We start from the raw sequence: 18,740 nt of genomic DNA on the forward strand, positions 1-18,740 counted from the left end.
GTGTTAATAACGGATTTTCGGATCGATAACGGCATATAGCACGTCGACAATCGCATTGAATAAAATGGTTAATGCGCCTACCAAAATGGTCAAACTCAGGACCAGAGAGTAATCGCGGTTTAACGCTCCGTTGACGAACAACTGACCAATACCTGGCAATCCAAAAATGGTTTCAATCACCATTGAACCGGTGATAATGCCAACAAATGCTGGCCCCATATAGGAGAGAACCGGTAGCAATGCCGGTTTTAATGCGTGGCGTAATACAATCGTTCGCAGTGGCAAACCTTTGGCTCGCGCAGTGCGAATAAAGTTGGAATGCAGAACCTCAATCATTGAGCCGCGAGTAATACGCGCAATACTGGCGATATAGGCTAAGGATAGCGCCACCATCGGCAAAATAATAAATTGTGGTGCCCCGCCATTCCAACCACCGCCAGGTAGCCATTTAAATATAATGGCAAACACCAGCACTAATAAAGGGGCCACAACAAAGCTCGGGATAACTACCCCGGTCATAGCAAATCCCATGACCATATAGTCCCACTTAGTATTTTGATTCAGCGCAGCAATAACACCGGCACTCACACCTAATACTACAGCGAGTAAAAATGCAGCCAGCCCAAGTTTAGCTGAAACAGGAAATGAGGCTGCAACCAGTTCATTGACGGTGTAATCTTTGTATTTGAATGAAGGCCCAAGATCACCATGCGCCAATTGCCCCAAATAATTGAAATACTGTTTATAAACTGGGTCGTTGAGGTGATATTTCGCCTCAATATTCGCCATCACTTCAGGGGGAAGATTACGTTCGCCGGTGAATGGACTGCCCGGAGCAAGACGCATCATAAAGAATGAGATGGTGATCAAAATGAAAAGTGTCGGAATTGCTTCCAGACAGCGGCGTAGAATAAATTTTAACATTGCCTGTACCTTTAGCCTTTTTGAATTATCAAGCAATAAGGGCAGCTCACAAATTTAGCGGCTGCCCTTAAGATATTAGTGCTTGATAATATAAAGATCTTTAACGTGCATGTTATCCAGTGGGTCTTTACCGGTATAACCACCGACATAAGGTTTCACTAAACGGGCATTCACGTAATAGAACAAGGGTACGATAGCAGAGTCTTTATCCAGCAAGACTTCAGCTTGTTGGTACAAGCCAGCGCGCTCTTTCTCCGTTTTAACTTTCAGCGTATCTTTTATCAGCTTGTCAAACGCCGGGCTTTTATAATGCACGGTGTTGTTGCTGCTGTCAGATAGCATCATATTCAGGAAAGAAGAAGGTTCGTTATAGTCAGCACACCAACCGGCACGCGCCACATCGAAAGCCCCTTGGTGACGGCTATCCAGGAAGGTTTTCCACTCTTGGTTTTCCAACTTAACATCAACACCCAGGTTTTTCTTCCAGATAGAGGCGGCGGCAATAGCCAGCTTCTTGTGTAAGTCTGATGTGTTGTATAACAGGTTGAATGTCAGCGGTTTATCTTTAGTGTAGCCAGCTTCCGCCAGTAACTTTTTAGCCACTTCATTTCGTTTTTCTTGTGTCCAACTGAACCATTCTGGCGGGGTCAACTCGGCACCACTGGTGTATGGCGGAGTGAAACCATAAGCCGGTAAATCGCCTTGGTTTTTCACTTTGTTCACGATGATATCGCGATCCATACCCAGTTTCAGGGCTTCACGAACACGAGCATCAGTGAATGGCGCTTTTTGGTTGTTGATTTCGTAGTAATAGGTGCACAGATACGGGTCAACATGAACTTCTGCTGGGATCTCTTTTTTCAGCTTCTGGAATAATTCAATCGGCATGTTGTTATAGGTCATGTCGATTTCACCACTGCGATAGCGGTTAACATCAGTCACTTCGGAAGAGATTGGCAGGTAAGTCACCTGATTAATGACGGTCTTGGCATTATCCCAATAAGTTGGGCTGCGCTCTAACACGATACGTTCGTTAACGACCCAATCTTTCAACTTATAGGCACCGTTACCGACAAAGTTCTGCGGTTGAGTCCACTTCTCACCAAACTTCTCTATCGCGGTTTTATTCACCGGGGACATAGAAGGATGCGCTAATAATTTATCCAAATAAGGCACCGGCTCACTCAACGTGACTTCCAGAGTATGGTCATCCAGAGCTTTCACGCCCAAGGTATCGGGTGCTTGTTTACCGGTGATAATATTGTCGATATTAGCAATATGGGCATATTGCACATAGCTTGCGTAAGGAGAAACTGTTTTAGGATCCGCCAAACGTTGCCAGCTATAAACAAAATCTTGTGCCGTTACAGGGTCACCATTTGACCATTTAGCATCTTTACGCAGATGGAAAGTCCACACTTTAAAATCTTTATTGTCCCAACTTTCTGCCACACCGGGTAGAATTTTGCCGTTAGGATCGTTAATAACCAATCCTTCTAACAGGTCACGTGAGATATTGGATTCAGGGACACCCTCAATTTTATGTGGGTCTAATGACTGAGGTTCGGAACCATTATTCCGTACTAAAACTTGTTTTTCAGCCAGTTGTACGCCTGCCGGCACATTGGCTGCAAAAGTATTGCCTACAGCCATCATACCTAAGGCAGCCACAATGCCTGCGGCCAGGAGACTTTTTTTTGTGATGTTTGTCATGCTTATATCCACTCCAGTTTTTATTATTGCATCGCCCAATAATCAGGCGAGCCTCACCTTTAAAAGGTATGTGTAAATTACATCGCGCGGGGAACGAATCCGGCCCTGTAATACCCTATATGTATTAACATCAGACGAAAATTCGTACTGTGTTATACATTCCTAATACCCTATTTGTTTTCTTCAATACTTTATGGCTCGACTTTCTACGGCTAATCGCTTTTTCACTACTCTAACTGACGAATATAAAGATTTTTTAAATCTATTAAATCTTGTGGATCCTTACCCGTAAACCCACCCACGGTTGGCCGAATTAGGCGCACACTGACGCGATAGTATACTGGCACCATGGCAGAGTCTTTATCCAATAAGTTTTCAGCCTGTTGATATAACGCTGCGCGCGCTTTGGCATCCGGTGCCGCTAATGTTTTGGCTAATAACGCATCAAACTCAGGATTCTTATAGAAAAAAGTATTATTGCTGCTGTCCGATAACAACATATTAAGGAATGCCGTCGGCTCATTGTAATCACCGCACCAGGTTGCTCTGGCAACATCAAACTGGCCTTGATGACGACTTTCTAAAGAAGTTTTCCACTCTTGATTCTGTAAAGTGACAGTGGCGCCGAGATTTTTTTGCCACATTGAGGCGGCAGCAATAGCCTGTTGCTTATTTTGATCTGAGGTGTTGTAGAGTAAATTAAACTTCAATGGATTCTCAGCATTGAAACCGGCCTCAGCGAGTAATTTCTTCGCTTCGGCATTCCGTTTTTCCTGAGTCCAACTGGCCCATTCGGGTAAAGCGAAATTACCGCCATCGGTAAATGTTGGGGTGAAACCATACGCAGGGATCTGCCCTTGCCCCATAATTTTGGTCGCAATAATGTCCCGATCTAGCGTTAATTTAATGGCAGCTCGAACCCTTGCATCAGTGAATGGGGCTTTTTGATTATTAATTTCGTAATAAAAAGTACAAAGGTATGGGCTGACATGAACCTGCGCTGGCAGGTCTTTTTTCATTTTGGCAAACAAATTGGGGGGAATGGCGCTGTTGGTCATATCGATTTCACCGCTACGATAGCGATTGATATCACTCACTTCAGATGTAATGGGTAAAAAAGTCGCCTTATTGATGATGGTGTCTTTATTATTCCAATAAGTCGGGCTGCGTTCGAGCACAATGCGCTCGTTAACCACCCAGTCTTTTAATTTATAGGCACCATTACCGACAAAATTCTGTGGAAGCGTCCATTTATCGCCATATTTTTCAACGATATCACGCTTAACCGGTTTCATTGAGGTGTGTGACAACATGCTAATAAAATAAGGAACAGGCTCGGTTAAAGTGACTTGCAACGTCTTGGCATCTAATGCTTTCACGCCTAATTCATCTGGCTTTTTGGCACCTTTTAGCACCGCGTCAACATTCTCAATTTGAGCATATTGTAAATAACTGGCGTAAGGAGAACCTATTTTAGGATTAGCCAGCCGCTGCCAGCTATAAACAAAGTCCTGTGCTGTCACCGAGGTGCCATCACTCCACACTGCGTTATCGCGCAGATGGAAAGTCCAGACTTTATAACCGTCATTATCCCAATGACTTGCGACAGCCGGAATGATTTGGCCGTTAGCATCATTACTTACCAGCCCTTCTAATAGATTTAGAATAATATTGGTTTCAGGGTTTCCCTCAACCTTGTGCGGGTCCAAAGAGGCAACCTCAGAACCATTATTAATAGTAATGCTCTGATCTAACGCTAATTCTACGCCCGGAAGAACGGTTGCAGCCATTGATCCCGCAGAGAATGACAACCCCAAAATAGTGCCAATTATTGCCAGTGGTCGCTGTTTAAACTTTATTTGCATTTCTAACCGCCCTTTTACGAGATTTGTGATGTTTTTCTCAAGGTTATGCGTCAATCTGCCGCCAACAACCACTAGCAATAACTATTCCAAAAATAAAAATTACGGTTCATTTTCATTGAAAAAACAAGAAAACTCTCGTTAGGGAGTTGCCCGAAAGCTAACAGAACCCGAAATCTGACGCCAATAATTTTTACAGAAATGTTAAGCAATTCTCTTTTTTACTGAGTCAGCATCCGTAGTAACTCAAGATATCATTATCCAAATAAACACATAAGTGAATGAATTTATTGGTTATATATAATAACGTTTTTAACTTCTCATTAAGAATTATGTTTAAAAACAGCGATAAGAAACATAAAGTTAACATTTCCACCATTGCTAGAATAAACACCTACTCTCTGCGATGTAATCACTAATAACATCTAGATAAATTCAGCACAAGCCCTACAGAATGATGTGAGCATTTTAACAACAAATAGCGTATTTAATTTAATCGGAAGGTTATCCAACCCTTTATTAAAGATGAATAAATAAGCCTTAAGCCAAATTATTTGTTCAGAATATCTATTAGTGCAGCATTTGAGTGCAATAGATTAAAGTTCCTGCATAATTTGCACCAAAATAACGCTTGAGGACTTCAATACCATGCTAATGGCAAGAAAAAGGCCACCGGTAATAAACCCGTGGCCTCTTAATAATGAGTTGTTTTCTGAGGGGGTTAAAGCAATCCTGGGAAAATAGCCTTAATACCGGTAACAATGAATTCGATACCCAATGCCATCAGCAGTAAACCCATAATACGTGTAATAACGTTAATGCCGGTTTGACCGAGTAATCGAACCAATAGCGGCGCAGCACGGAACAATAACCAACAACAAAAAGCAAACAGTGCAATCGCAACAGTTAACCCCAGCAGGTTCTGCCAACTGTGGTAGCGAGAACTCCACACGATAGTTGAACTAATTGCCCCCGGCCCGGCCATCAATGGTAATGCCAATGGGACGACGCCAATACTTTCGCGTACTGCGGTTTCTGTTTTTTCCTGTTTATTCTGTTTATCTTCACCCAATTTACCGCTGATCATCGACATGGCAATGCTGACCACCAAGATGCCACCGGCAATACGGAATGAATCAATAGAAATACCAAATATTTTCAGGATGGCATCCCCAAGGAACAGAGAGATCCATAAAATAATCGCCACCGACAGGTTAGCTGTCAGGTTGGTTTTATCCCGCCCTGCTGCTGCTTGATAACTAGTCATACTGATAAATACCGGCAAGATACCCACCGGGTTAACCAGCGCAAATAAGCCAACAAAAAACTTGATGTAACCTGAAAGGTCCAACAGGGATTGACTCACACATCACTCCGCGCAATTGCTCATAAATACATCACAGATATCAGGTCACTATACCTAATGCCCCGAGGCAACACACCTTACGGCTTAAACCTTAGAAAATTTGCGGGCAAATAATGATGTCACCGCACGCCGCAACTGATCTTCACTGCTCAAACCCCTGACAACAGTTCTTTTCACTGAAAATCACCCTTAGGGCAACCCCAAGTAGATGTGCGCGCTAATGTAATAGAATTAGTCACAGGAATCCATGGAATAAACCCGCATTTATAGATGGCCAATTTTTCCCGTTTAAAATGAAGATTATTGTTAACCATCTGTAGGGGTAATGATGCGTTAGCGTCATGAATTATCAATTCATTTCCGCCAATGATAATTACTCTCAACAAATAATGGCTGAATGGTGTCAGCTTGCAGATTTTGTGATTTAAATCACGAAAAACAGTCCTAAGAATCGTTAAGCTCAGAGCCGTAGTAGAGAGAACCTTTAGCAAGAAATAGAGTATCTGGGTTGAAAACAGTGTTTTTCTCCCACTTTATTCCTGGCGAACTTAAAGCTCTTTCAGTAAATCAGCGGTAAAGAATGAGAAAGTAAGATATAAAAACTATCTCTATTCGAGAGTACAGCACGGCTTAGCCTGTCTATACTAATTGCTTCAACAGCTCATTTACTAAAAGAGTTTAACATTATCAGGAGAGCATTATGGCTGTAACGAATGTCGCTGAACTTAACGAGCTAGTAGCACGCGTCAAGAAAGCCCAGCGCGAGTATGCCAACTTTACTCAAGAGCAGGTTGATAAAATCTTCCGTGCCGCAGCTCTGGCTGCAGCAGATGCCCGTATTCCTCTGGCCAAATTGGCTGTAGAAGAATCTGGCATGGGTATTGTGGAAGACAAAGTGATCAAAAACCACTTTGCTTCTGAATACATTTACAATGCATACAAAGATGAAAAGACTTGTGGCATTCTGGAAGAAGATAAAACCTTTGGTACTATCACTATCGCTGAACCTATCGGTTTGATTTGCGGTATAGTGCCAACGACTAACCCAACCTCTACCGCTATCTTCAAGGCATTGATTAGCTTGAAGACCCGTAACGGTATCGTATTCTCTCCACATCCACGAGCTAAAGACGCAACCAATAAAGCCGCAGATATCGTGCTTCAAGCCGCAATCGCCGCAGGTGCGCCAGCAGATATTATTGGTTGGATTGATGCCCCTACTGTTGAGTTATCTAACCAACTGATGCACCACCCAGACATTAACTTGATTCTGGCAACCGGTGGCCCGGGCATGGTTAAAGCTGCTTACAGTTCTGGTAAGCCTGCTATCGGTGTTGGTGCGGGTAACACCCCAGTTGTTGTTGATGAAACAGCAGATATCAAACGTGTTGTTGCCTCTATTCTGATGTCTAAAACCTTTGATAACGGCGTAATTTGTGCGTCTGAGCAATCTATCATTGTGGTTGACTCAGTTTATGATGCTGTTCGTGAGCGTTTTTCTTCTCACGGCGGCTACCTGTTACAGGGCAAAGAACTGAAAGCTGTTCAGGATATCATCCTGAAAAATGGTGGCCTGAACGCGGCTATCGTCGGTCAGCCAGCAACTAAAATTGCTGAAATGGCCGGCATCAAAGTTCCTGCTAATACTAAGATTCTGATCGGCGAAGTTAAAGTTGTTGATGAATCAGAGCCATTCGCTCACGAAAAACTGTCTCCAACCCTGGCGATGTATCGTGCGAAGAGCTTTGAAGACGCGGTTGAAAAAGCAGAGAAACTGGTGGAAATGGGCGGTATCGGCCATACATCTTGCCTGTATACAGACCAAGATAACCAACCTGCGCGCGTTAAGTATTTCGGCGATAAAATGAAAACCGCCCGAATCTTAATCAATACCCCTGCCTCTCATGGTGGTATCGGTGACCTGTATAACTTCAAAGTAGCGCCATCTCTGACGCTGGGTTGCGGTTCTTGGGGTGGTAACTCCATCTCTGAAAACGTCGGTCCGAAGCACTTGATCAACAAGAAAACTGTGGCTAAGCGAGCAGAAAACATGTTGTGGCATAAACTCCCGAAATCTATTTACTTCCGCCGTGGCTCCCTGCCTATCGCGTTGGAAGAAGTGGCAACTGACGGTGCAAAACGTGCCTTCATCGTGACCGACCGCTACCTGTTCAACAACGGTTATGCTGATCAAATCACCAGCGTACTGAAATCTCACGGTATCGAAACTGAAGTCTTCTTCGAAGTCGAAGCAGACCCTACCCTGAGTATCGTGCGCAAAGGTGCAGAGCAGATGAACTCCTTCAAACCAGACGTGATCATCGCGCTGGGTGGTGGTTCACCGATGGATGCGGCGAAAATCATGTGGGTGATGTACGAACACCCAGAAACCCACTTCGAAGAACTGGCATTACGCTTTATGGATATCCGTAAACGTATTTACAAGTTCCCGAAAATGGGCGTGAAAGCGAAAATGATCGCCGTCACCACCACATCAGGTACGGGTTCAGAAGTCACACCATTCGCGGTTGTTACCGACGATGCAACTGGCCAGAAATATCCATTGGCTGACTATGCATTGACTCCAGATATGGCAATCGTTGATGCCAACCTGGTTATGAATATGCCTAAGTCTCTGTGTGCCTTCGGTGGTTTGGATGCAGTGACCCATGCTCTGGAAGCTTATGTTTCTGTATTGGCGAACGAATACTCTGACGGCCAGGCTCTGCAAGCGCTGAAACTGCTGAAAGAATTCTTGCCAGCCAGCTATCATGAAGGGGCAAAAAATCCGGTTGCACGTGAACGTGTTCACAACGCCGCGACTATTGCCGGCATCGCTTTTGCTAACGCCTTCTTGGGTGTCTGTCACTCAATGGCTCATAAACTGGGTTCTGAGTTCCACATTCCACACGGCTTGGCAAACGCCATGTTGATTTCTAACGTTATCCGCTATAACGCGAATGACAACCCAACCAAACAGACTGCTTTCAGCCAGTATGACCGCCCACAAGCGCGTCGTCGTTATGCTGAAATTGCAGACCATCTGGGTCTGAGTGCTCCGGGCGACCGTACCGCACAGAAAATCCAGAAACTGCTGGCTTGGTTAGATGAAATCAAAGCTGATTTAGGTATCCCAGCATCAATCCGTGAAGCTGGCGTGCAAGAAGCAGACTTCCTGGCTAAAGTAGACAAACTGTCTGAAGATGCATTTGATGACCAGTGTACTGGTGCTAACCCGCGCTACCCACTGATCTCTGAGCTGAAACAGATCCTGATGGATACTTACTATGGCCGTGAATTCAGCGAAGAGTTGGATCATGAAGAAGTTGCAGTAGCCGCTCCAGCCCCAAAAGCTGAGAAAAAAGCCAAGAAGTAATCTCTATCTTAATGTGTAGTCTCACCGGTGGGTGAGGCGAATCACTGAAAGATATAACCCCCGACATCTGTTGGGGGTTTCTTTTTATATTCACCCAATGAATCTATACATAGTCTGCTCGTCACCACACTTTACTCATTGCGTCTAAATCCCCTATAACGGCGATTTATATCCTTCCTTACCTCATTCACCCGCTCCATCAAATAAACTCACCACATCTCGCCAGTAGCGATTTACTGGGGGATACCATCAGCTTGATAACTTATCAAAATGAATAACTCGATGTCATCCGGCCAATGATACTCAATAAAGTACCCTGGTCATTTATGGCGCGACCAGAAATAGAGGTCAGAGGATATGAGTCACACGCATAAGTACAATGAATGAAGCTGTATGGTGCTATATAGTGTTAATCAAGTAAAAGATCATTACCCCACGGTCTTTAATAAAGGAGCCAGTGAGGTGTTCTCTCGCAGATAATGGGCCGTTAAGGATATTGAGGGAGGGTGGCAGCTTTGATGGTTTCTTTATAATGGCGTCGGCAAACAGAAACGTAGCTTTCATTCCCACCGATAACAACTTGTTCACCATCGTGAACGGCCCGGCCCTGCGCATCCAAACGCAACACCATATTAGCCTTGCGCCCACAATGACAAATTGTCTTTAGCTCAACCAATTTGTCGGCCCACGACAATAAGTATTTACTGCCGGGAAATAACTCACCGAGAAAGTCAGTGCGCAAACCATAACACAGCACAGGGATATGCAATTCATCCACCACCTGGCACAATTCCTGAACCTGCTCTTTGGTCAAAAACTGGCACTCATCGAGTAAAATACAATGAACCGGATTTCTCTGATGCTCGGTGTTGATAATAGATAGTAATGATGTCCCACTATTGTAAAGCAGAGCCTCTGAAGACAGACCAATACGCGAACTGACCGTTCCAACCCCAAAGCGATTATCAATCTCGGCTGTAAACACCAGAGTGCGCATACCACGCTCTTGGTAGTTATAAGAAGACTGCAATAGCGCGGTGGATTTGCCTGCATTCATTGCTGAGTAATAAAAATAAAGTTGAGCCATGGGCCCGTAGCTCCAATAGTATAATAAATGGTCATATTGACAACATATGCACAGTTTATCATAAATCCTAAGGTTTCGTGGAACAGAGGAGCTTCTCTATATTACTGTTTTCTCTATTAAGTAATGAGAGAACTAATGAAGTTGACAGAGCTTTTATGTGAAATGCTTATGTATTATTAGGTAAGTTGCATGACCCATTTCACAATATTGCGATAGTAAAAGTATTCTGCTTGAACATTAACCAGATTAGCGCAAGATGAAAGCAATAGTGTTTGATATGCAGGCCGCACGATTGGTGCATTAATGATACGGGTAATGTGTTCTCATGATTAATTCGTAAATAGTGATAACAAATATTGCCGTAACCTGACAAAGCTTGGACCGCATGTTTTTTCTTACTCAATATTTCGTGGCGGCTATATCAATATCTCGGTGTTCTCGTGTGATCAGTTATTGTGCATCCTAACATGAGAAGTAACGTATTTTTGCTTTATTGATATAAAGCAAACTTATAACTTAGTGAGAAAATCATGCTCACGAGCAAAATCATTAGTGAGTGAAACGAAAATTTACGTTAAAAACAGCTCAGATAATAACAAGTGCCCATCGTTTATTAGTAGTAAGCAGCAACTTTTCGCAAATAAATACGTGAATTCGAGTATGCTAATCAAATTGGCTATTGCAGAAATTAAAATAGCACTCTATTATTATCCAGACGCCCCCCCACCAATTATAATTTGAGACCAGGACAATGAGCGAAGCGTTAAAGATTCTTAACAACATCCGTACTCTGCGTGCACAAGCGCGTGAATGCACTCTTGAAACTTTAGAAGAGATGCTTGAGAAACTTGAAGTGGTCGTTAACGAACGCCGCGAAGAAGACTCTCAGGCACAAGCAGAAATTGAAGAACGCACACGTAAATTACAGCAATACCGTGAAATGCTTATTGCAGATGGTATTGATCCGAATGAACTGTTGAATACTATTGCAGCTGCTAAAGCCGCAACTGGTAAATCAAAACGTGCTGCGCGCCCTGCTAAATATCAGTACACAGACGAAAATGGCGACGTTAAAACCTGGACAGGCCAAGGCCGTACTCCTGCAGTGATTAAGAAAGCCATTGAAGATGAAGGCAAATCACTAGATGATTTCCTGCTGTAATCGTAATAGTTAATTTACTATTGTGATAGAAATACCCTCCTATTATACGGGGGGTATTTTTTTGCGTTCTCTTTAACAGTCAAAACGCGCACTCCCCCCGATGAATTACCCTATCTAACAGTTTACATCCAAGCGGTAAACAACAGTCAATCTAAACATATCATTTTCAATAAATAACGTTCTGTTATCACTCTCATTGAGAATCGATAAGAATACTCCGCTAATTTATAACAATATAATAATCGCTATAACAGCCAAATCGACATTATCCTTTTGTGATATAAGATAAATTCAGCGATAAACCCCTGTTATTGAATCAGATAAGGATTAGCGTTGGCTACAAAAAAGAACTCCTTTAATTTTGTACCCAACACATAAACCCACCTTTACCACTTATTGCGCACGATTAATCGAAGCACCACGGCCAATTCCGTAATAAGTAAAACCTTGTCTATTTAGACGCTCGGGATCGTACAAATTACGCCCATCAAAAATAACGGGTTGTTTAAGGCGGGACTTGATCATCTCAAAATCAGGTGCTCTAAAATTCTGCCATTCAGTACAAATAATCAAAGCGTCAGCGCCTTGTAATGCTGACTCCTTTGTACCCATTAATTTTAAGTCATCCCGGGCGCCATAAATCCGCTGTGCTTCATCCATTGCCTCGGGATCATAAGCTTGAATAGTCACACCGGCTTTCCACAATGACTCCATTAAAATCCGACTCGGCGCTTCGCGCATATCATCCGTATTGGGTTTAAATGCTAACCCCCAAAGAGCCAATGTTTTTCCCGCCAGTTGTGAGTTAAAGTGATGCAGAATAAATTCGACCAATTTAAACTTCTGCTCATTATTGATTTGCTCAACAGCCTGTAACAGTTGAGGTTGATAGCCACAACTTTCAGCCGTACGAATTAACGCCTGAATATCTTTGGGGAAACAGGAACCACCATAACCACAACCAGAATAAATAAAATGATAGCCAATGCGCGAGTCGGAACCAATGCCCTGTCTCACCTTTTCGATATCTGCACCGAGACGTTCAGCGATATTAGCAATCTCATTCATAAAGCTGATCTTGGTTGCCAGCATGCCGTTTGCTGCATATTTCGTCAGTTCAGCACTGCGAATATCCATTATTAACATCCGGTCATGATTTCGATTAAATGGCTCGTATAACTCGCTAATTAAATCGATAACACCGTTATCATCAGTATCAATGCCGATAACAATACGTTCAGGCCGTTTACAGTCAGCGACCGCCGCCCCTTCTTTTAGAAACTCAGGGTTTGAAACCACATTGAATGCTATTTTCTGCCCACGTTGCTGTAGAACAGTTTGTATCCTTTCTTGCACTTTATCTGCTGTCCCTACAGGGACGGTAGATTTATCTATAATAACTTTGGGGGTATCCATATATTTAGCAATGGTACTGGCAACTTCAAGCACATATTTCAGATCAGCGGCACCATCCTCATCAGGAGGGGTGCCAACGGCTATAAATTGAATAGTGCCATGTGCTACGCCAGCTTTTGCATCTGTGGAGAATTGCAGCCTCCCACTCTCATAATTTTCTTTTACCAGCGGTGCTAATCCGGGTTCGAAAATAGCGATACGGCCTTTTTGTAGATCTGCAACTTTCTTTTCATCAATATCTATACACATCACATCATGGCCAACTTCAGCCAATACAGCAGCCTGGACTAACCCGACATAGCCAATACCAAAAACCGTAACCTTCATTCAATCTATCCTCAAGTTAAAAATTCAATAAGGGCGTGCTCCAGGTCATTATCAGTAACTAACCTTAATTTAGCCTGAGGCGACGTCTCTTATTGCCTGCAAAAATAAAGCAGGTTGAAAATTTTCAGAGATAAGTAAGGAAGAAAGTATATCAACCGATAATTATTACATCTCGGTTATACACATCGATTGAAACATATTGGTCTTATTTCACAGATTCGTTATAGAACCATTTATATTAGGATAGATGTCGTCGTAAATAAATGTGTCAATATATTGCTTTATTAAACTCATTACTCTGTTTTCATAGTACGGCTTGCTCAGCTGCGGACAGCATCAACCGTAAACGACTCCCTCCACCCCAAATTTGGCACTGCCATGCAGCGCAACGCTGGCTGATTTGATTTAAATGGGTGGTTTTTAATGTTCCTAAAGGCACACCATTGCTGAGTTGAATTTGATGTTTACCTGCATGGACATTGGCATGTAAACCAGCGGAAATCAGTATCAAATTCTGGTACTCCGCATGGTAGTAGCCCATAAGCAAGGGAAATTGCCCCTCTAAATGGGTTCGTCTTAAGAGTTGATTAACTTGTTCGAGTAAAGATGACATCTGCGGCAGCCGATGTTGTTGATGTGCTAAATGCTCTTGTAGAATCCCATTAAATAATACCCTTAACAATAAAGCGGCTAAAACGCCGTTATCTCCCGCACGTGTAACATCCAGACAGTAGAAAGCTAAATCTTTATCTGACAATGCTGCAATATCCAAGACTAACCCCGGTTTCTCAACCATGGTCAATTGCCGGTAGTTTATGCGGCAGTGAGCAATTGTTTGTTGTGCTGGAGGTTGGAGTTGCTTTAATAACTGAGCGGCATAATAAGGATTTTGGCGCAGCGCCTCCCAATCTTGAATAAGTTCAGTTTCTTCAATTGCATGGGAGGTAAACAACGTAGGATAAAGGCAGGCCAATACAGTTTCTCGCAAGCGTTTTAAGTCAACAATTGGCTTCAACAAAACATCCTTTACACCTAGACGCAGAACTTTAGCAATATCCGTCATTTTATCGGTTGCTGATATAACCAGAATGGGAATTTTCACCCCTTGAACGAGTAAACGCTCAACAAACTCTATCCCTCCCATCACTGGCATAGCCAGATCGCACAGTATCAGATCAGGAACCTGAGTTTTTAATTGTTCTAAAGCCTCCAGTCCATTCCCCGCCTGGTGAACTGTTGCGCCAAGTGAACCTAAGAATTCCGCAATGACTGAGCGAAAAACTGTTTCGTCCTCAACGACTAAAATATTTTTACCTGCTAGTGGTTTTTCCATGTACTGCTTCTCTTACTGACCTTAATGGTAATAGTGGCTCAAAATGATTGTTTGTGCTTGTCAGAAATTGTCATGCACTATTTTACAAACACTGACTTGTGCTATCTGTGCTTTATCAGGGGATATAATTGTTCCGCACACTTCTCCACGGCCAATTGCCCGGCAGCAATGGCTTCATCCGCACGATGAAAATCCAGCATTGATATTTGCGGGCAATAAGGTTGAATCAGGACATCAGGAGGATCACCGGCCATACGATTGCGCTTCAATCGGTTTTCCAATACTTGTATCGACGTAGACATGATGTCCATCGCGCTGGGCGCATTTTTTGTCGGGCTGGATGTTAGGTCTGTTATCCTTGCCTTCAAACGCCGGTGCCAATTATTCGGTATCTCCGCAAGCGTGCTCTCAAGAGGTGTTTGTGGGGACAATATATCTTGCGCAATAAGATGCGCATCATGTTGTAAATCAACCGCAATAACGATATCTGCTCCCATAGCCCTGGCCAAAGAGATAGGAACCGGATTAACAACTGCGCCATCAACAAGCCAATATCCCTCCAACAAAACAGGTGAGAATAACCCGGGCATACTGCATGATGCTCTGATAGCCTGTTTGATATCCCCCTCTGTAAGCCATAGCTCCCGACCAGTTGTTAAATTTGTCACCACACACCCGAAAGGCAATGCGCATTCGGCGATATCTTGTACTTCAAGAATTTCATTTACTACATTAAATACGCGTTCCCCGCGAAGTAGCCCACCACGCCGCCACGAGAAATCCATCATTCGGATAACATCCCAGTATTTAAATGAGCGTACCCAGCGTTCCATCACTTCCAGGTGATCACTGGCGTAAGCTGCACCAACCAATGAGCCAACTGAGCACCCGGCGACCACATCAATCTCTACGCCTATCTTTTTCAGTGCATTAATGACACCAATATGTGCCCATCCTTTAGCCGCCCCAGCTCCCAGAGCCAATCCAACCTTACTTTTTCTCATTGTGTTTCATCCATTTCGAATCACTTTGGCACTTCCCCGACACTGAAAAAACCAAATAAATCTAACGCTTCACATACCACTCGCTAACCGTCAATTTAGTTGTTCTCGACCTCGCTGTAGCTAGGGAATAAAACGTATATTTATGCTTTTACTTTGCAGCCTTACTTATATAACTATAGTGAATATTTATTCTTCTGCTTTCTTGATACAAATACTTTACATTTCATGGTTAAGATATAGCGCGGGGACAAAAAGACATACGATGAATATTGAAATATGCCAAATGGCTCGGTTTATTCCTGAGGTTGTTACATTAATTAATCAATTAGATGCGTATCAATCTGCACTCTACCCCGCAGAAAACAATCATGCGGAACCTATAGAGTATTTGGCTCAGATAAAAACATATATTTATGTCGCTAAATGGGACGATCGCATTGTTAGATGCGCGATTCTGGTACTACCAAGGGATAGCGCCCCTGAAGTTAAACGCGTTTTTGTCACGCCAGATTGTCGAGGTCATGGCATTGCATCTTTGCTGATGGCAGCTTTGATTGACAAAGCTAATGTTTTAAAACTAAAGGAAATTCACCTTGAGACGGGAGTGCTCCAACCTGAAGCGATAAGCTTATATCAACAGCTAGGTTTTGAATTGACTGCTCAATTCGGCCATGATGCCTATGACCCATTGAGTGTATTAATAGTGAAAAATTATATCCCAACCGCTAAGTAAAACATAAGAAACATATATGAAGAATATACAACTAATACATTAACTATATTCTTTTAATTTTATTATCATCAACAGCAGATAAAAAGCAAAATAGCCACCTGAATGGTAGCTATTTAGAGTTAATATTCAGGATCACGCGCTCAAAAGGCGAAATATCATCGGATAGAAACAAACACGAGAAACAGGTCATGCACATGGCATTGTTACTTGGCGGTCTGTCTGCAATGATTTCAAAACCATTACCTATGAACCGAATTTCGTCCAGAATATTATGAAGACTTACGGATTAATAATGAAATTATTAACCGTTAATGGTACCGAATGAGACATTCATTTTTTCGAACATTGCGATAACTTTGTTAATCAGTTTCATGGCTAGCTCCAGTCATATCTTTATTTTTATGTGATACACATCACAGTTGCAAAGTTAATCCAAAATGAAACGCCGGTCAAGTATTTTTGTGAGATAAATCACAAAACTTCTCATTGCACTCTGTCTCTTACTCGACTACCAGCTTTGAACCTCAACACATGATTAGGTAAGATAGCCCCCTATTCGCAACAACTCGACTTTGTTTGTGTTGATCTGCCGTTAACGAGTCACTCGCGCTGATCACGGCATATTGATTATTTGGGAGATATTTTGTCAGAACAGTGTCCTTGCGGCAGTACACTTGAATATCAAGAATGTTGTGCACCTTATATTCTAGGTACTCAGGCTGCGGTTAAACCGGCAGTATTGATGCGTTCCCGCTATAGCGCCTATGTGAAAAAGAATGTGGATTATCTGGTCAATACTTGGCATCCCGACTGCAATGCGCAAGAATGGCGTGATGGAATCATTCAAAGTTTTAGTCATACGACATGGCACGGATTAACAGTCGTTGCTGAAATCGAGAGTGATCGTGATGATGAGGCATTTGTTGAGTTTATCGCCCGTTTTTCTGATACAACCAGTACGGATACAACCGGTGTTACTAATACAAATAGTACCCAGATAAGTTCCATTCATGAACGTTCTCGCTTCCTTCGCATAAATGAACACTGGTACTATATTGACGGAATCCGGCCATCTGTGGGTAGAAATGATGCATGCCCTTGTGGCTCGGGGAAAAAATATAAGAAATGCTGCGGGCGCTAACGGTAAGATCGTTCTCTTATTGGCCGTAACATCAAACATTTACATAACATCAAGTCATGTTAAGACAGGATTTACCACCTTATGCCACACCAGAATGTACAAAAGAAAGTGTTACGCACCATTTGCCCTGATGCCAAAGGTTTAATCGCAAAAATCACTAATATTTGCTACAAACATCAACTGAATATCGTGCAAAATAATGAATTCGTCGACCATCTGACGGGTCGCTTTTTCATGCGTACAGAGCTTGAGGGTATTTTTAACGATACCACCTTACTCGCTGATCTGGACGATGCATTACCGGAAGGGACTAACCGCGAACTGCATACTGCTGGGCGTCGTCGCATTGTCATTATGGTCACCAAAGAGGCACATTGCCTGGGTGACTTATTAATGAAAAGCGCCTACGGCGGTCTGGATGTTGAGATTGCCGCCGTCATTGGTAACCACAATGAACTACAGCATTTAGTCGAGCGTTTTGATATTCCATTCCATCTTATTAGCCATGAAGGTTTGACCCGTGACCAACATGATCAACTGTTGATTGAACAAATAAAACAATACGAGCCAGATTATGTTGTATTGGCAAAATATATGCGCGTGTTGACGCCAGCTTTTGTAAAGTGCTTCTCATATCAGATTATTAATATTCACCACTCTTTCTTACCTGCCTTTATTGGTGCGCGTCCTTATCATCAAGCTTACGAGCGAGGAGTGAAAATCATTGGCGCTACAGCGCATTATGTCAATGACAGCCTGGATGAAGGCCCAATTATTATGCAGGATGTGATTCATGTTGATCACTCATATACTGCTGAAGATATGATGCGTGCCGGGCGTGATGTCGAGAAAAATGTACTCAGCCGGGCGCTCTATCGTGTATTAGCACAGCGAGTTTTTGTTTACGGTAACCGAACTGTTATTTTGTAAATACACAATAAATCGATATTTTTTGTCCATATAATCATCGTCACGGACAAAAAAACACCGAACGAATTATTTTTTTCATTTCAAGTCTTTACAGGGGCGCTTCATTTGATATGATGCGCCCCGCTTACCAAGACAGTGTTGTTAAGCAGATAGGCCAGTGGTGGGGTTCCCGAGCGGCCAAAGGGAGCAGACTGTAAATCTGCCGTCATCGACTTCGAAGGTTCGAATCCTTCCCCCACCACCATATTTAACCTTGAGTCTCAGGGTGATTCAGAAGACCGAACTCCCAATCAACACTCAAGGCGAGAGCAACGCTCTCGATGAAGAGTGAAGTGGCCAAGCCCTTCCTTTCAAGTTTCTGCAGAT

General features: G+C 43.0%; 13 protein-coding genes and 1 tRNA gene. 6 read left to right on the plus strand and 8 right to left on the minus strand.

The window, feature by feature from the left end; translation table 11 throughout:
- Window positions 1-3: 3 nt before the first annotated feature.
- The 4 genes from oppB to FTA91_RS19500 all read right to left on the minus strand — a co-directional run bounded on the left by oppB (window position 4) and on the right by FTA91_RS19500 (window position 5,865).
- The gene (gene oppB / locus FTA91_RS19485; protein WP_050113554.1) at window positions 4-924 is read right to left on the minus strand and encodes an oligopeptide ABC transporter permease OppB; all 921 of its coding nucleotides are present in this window, start codon (window positions 922-924) and stop codon (window positions 4-6) included.
- A 75-nt stretch (window positions 925-999) separates the two neighbouring features.
- Window positions 1,000-2,637: an oligopeptide ABC transporter substrate-binding protein OppA gene (gene oppA / locus FTA91_RS19490; protein ID WP_145583783.1), complete on the minus strand. Its 1,638-nt coding sequence runs from the start codon at window positions 2,635-2,637 to the stop codon at window positions 1,000-1,002.
- Window positions 2,638-2,864: 227 nt separating this feature from the next.
- Window positions 2,865-4,502, minus strand: coding sequence for an ABC transporter substrate-binding protein (locus FTA91_RS19495; protein WP_145533815.1), 1,638 nt, complete (start codon window positions 4,500-4,502; stop codon window positions 2,865-2,867).
- A gap of 718 nt (window positions 4,503-5,220) precedes the next feature.
- On the minus strand, window positions 5,221-5,865 hold the full coding sequence (locus tag FTA91_RS19500; RefSeq protein WP_004708395.1) for a YchE family NAAT transporter: 645 nt from the start codon (window positions 5,863-5,865) through the stop codon (window positions 5,221-5,223).
- 700 nt (window positions 5,866-6,565) lie between these two features.
- Here FTA91_RS19500 and adhE point away from each other — a divergent pair.
- Window positions 6,566-9,241, plus strand: a complete 2,676-nt coding sequence (gene adhE / locus FTA91_RS19510; protein WP_050113551.1) for a bifunctional acetaldehyde-CoA/alcohol dehydrogenase — start codon at window positions 6,566-6,568, stop codon at window positions 9,239-9,241.
- 487 nt (window positions 9,242-9,728) lie between these two features.
- Here the strand turns inward: adhE and FTA91_RS19515 are convergent, their stop codons facing one another.
- Window positions 9,729-10,328, minus strand: coding sequence for a thymidine kinase (locus tag FTA91_RS19515; protein ID WP_145535814.1), 600 nt, complete (start codon window positions 10,326-10,328; stop codon window positions 9,729-9,731).
- A 751-nt stretch (window positions 10,329-11,079) separates the two neighbouring features.
- On the opposite strand from FTA91_RS19515, the gene hns reads away from it, so the two are divergent.
- Window positions 11,080-11,490: a histone-like nucleoid-structuring protein H-NS gene (gene hns, locus FTA91_RS19525; RefSeq protein ID WP_004390904.1), complete on the plus strand. Its 411-nt coding sequence runs from the start codon at window positions 11,080-11,082 to the stop codon at window positions 11,488-11,490.
- 393 nt (window positions 11,491-11,883) lie between these two features.
- Here the strand turns inward: hns and FTA91_RS19530 are convergent, their stop codons facing one another.
- The 3 genes from FTA91_RS19530 to rssA all read right to left on the minus strand — a co-directional run bounded on the left by FTA91_RS19530 (window position 11,884) and on the right by rssA (window position 15,570).
- Window positions 11,884-13,233, minus strand: coding sequence for a UDP-glucose dehydrogenase family protein (locus FTA91_RS19530; RefSeq protein ID WP_145535784.1), 1,350 nt, complete (start codon window positions 13,231-13,233; stop codon window positions 11,884-11,886).
- Between the two features lie 304 nt (window positions 13,234-13,537).
- The gene (rssB, locus tag FTA91_RS19535; protein WP_050113548.1) at window positions 13,538-14,566 is read right to left on the minus strand and encodes a two-component system response regulator RssB; all 1,029 of its coding nucleotides are present in this window, start codon (window positions 14,564-14,566) and stop codon (window positions 13,538-13,540) included.
- 101 nt (window positions 14,567-14,667) lie between these two features.
- A complete protein-coding gene (gene rssA, locus FTA91_RS19540; protein ID WP_050113547.1) occupies window positions 14,668-15,570 on the minus strand; it encodes a patatin-like phospholipase RssA in 903 nt (300 codons plus the stop codon).
- Window positions 15,571-15,832: 262 nt separating this feature from the next.
- Here rssA and FTA91_RS19545 point away from each other — a divergent pair, with 262 nt between their 5' ends.
- The 4 genes from FTA91_RS19545 to FTA91_RS19560 all read left to right on the plus strand — a co-directional run bounded on the left by FTA91_RS19545 (window position 15,833) and on the right by FTA91_RS19560 (window position 18,618).
- Window positions 15,833-16,303 carry a GNAT family N-acetyltransferase gene (locus FTA91_RS19545; protein ID WP_145583785.1) on the plus strand — a complete coding sequence of 157 codons (471 nt, stop codon included), beginning with the start codon at window positions 15,833-15,835 and terminating at the stop codon, window positions 16,301-16,303.
- A 643-nt stretch (window positions 16,304-16,946) separates the two neighbouring features.
- A complete protein-coding gene (locus FTA91_RS19550; RefSeq protein WP_050113586.1) occupies window positions 16,947-17,444 on the plus strand; it encodes a YchJ family protein in 498 nt (165 codons plus the stop codon).
- Between the two features lie 81 nt (window positions 17,445-17,525).
- The gene (gene purU / locus FTA91_RS19555; protein ID WP_050113546.1) at window positions 17,526-18,374 is read left to right on the plus strand and encodes a formyltetrahydrofolate deformylase; all 849 of its coding nucleotides are present in this window, start codon (window positions 17,526-17,528) and stop codon (window positions 18,372-18,374) included.
- Window positions 18,375-18,533: 159 nt separating this feature from the next.
- Window positions 18,534-18,618, plus strand: a tRNA-Tyr gene (locus tag FTA91_RS19560).
- Window positions 18,619-18,740 lie beyond the last annotated feature (122 nt).

Origin of the sequence: Yersinia thracica (assembly GCF_902170565.1) — a bacterium.
GTDB lineage: Bacteria > Pseudomonadota > Gammaproteobacteria > Enterobacterales > Enterobacteriaceae > Yersinia > Yersinia thracica.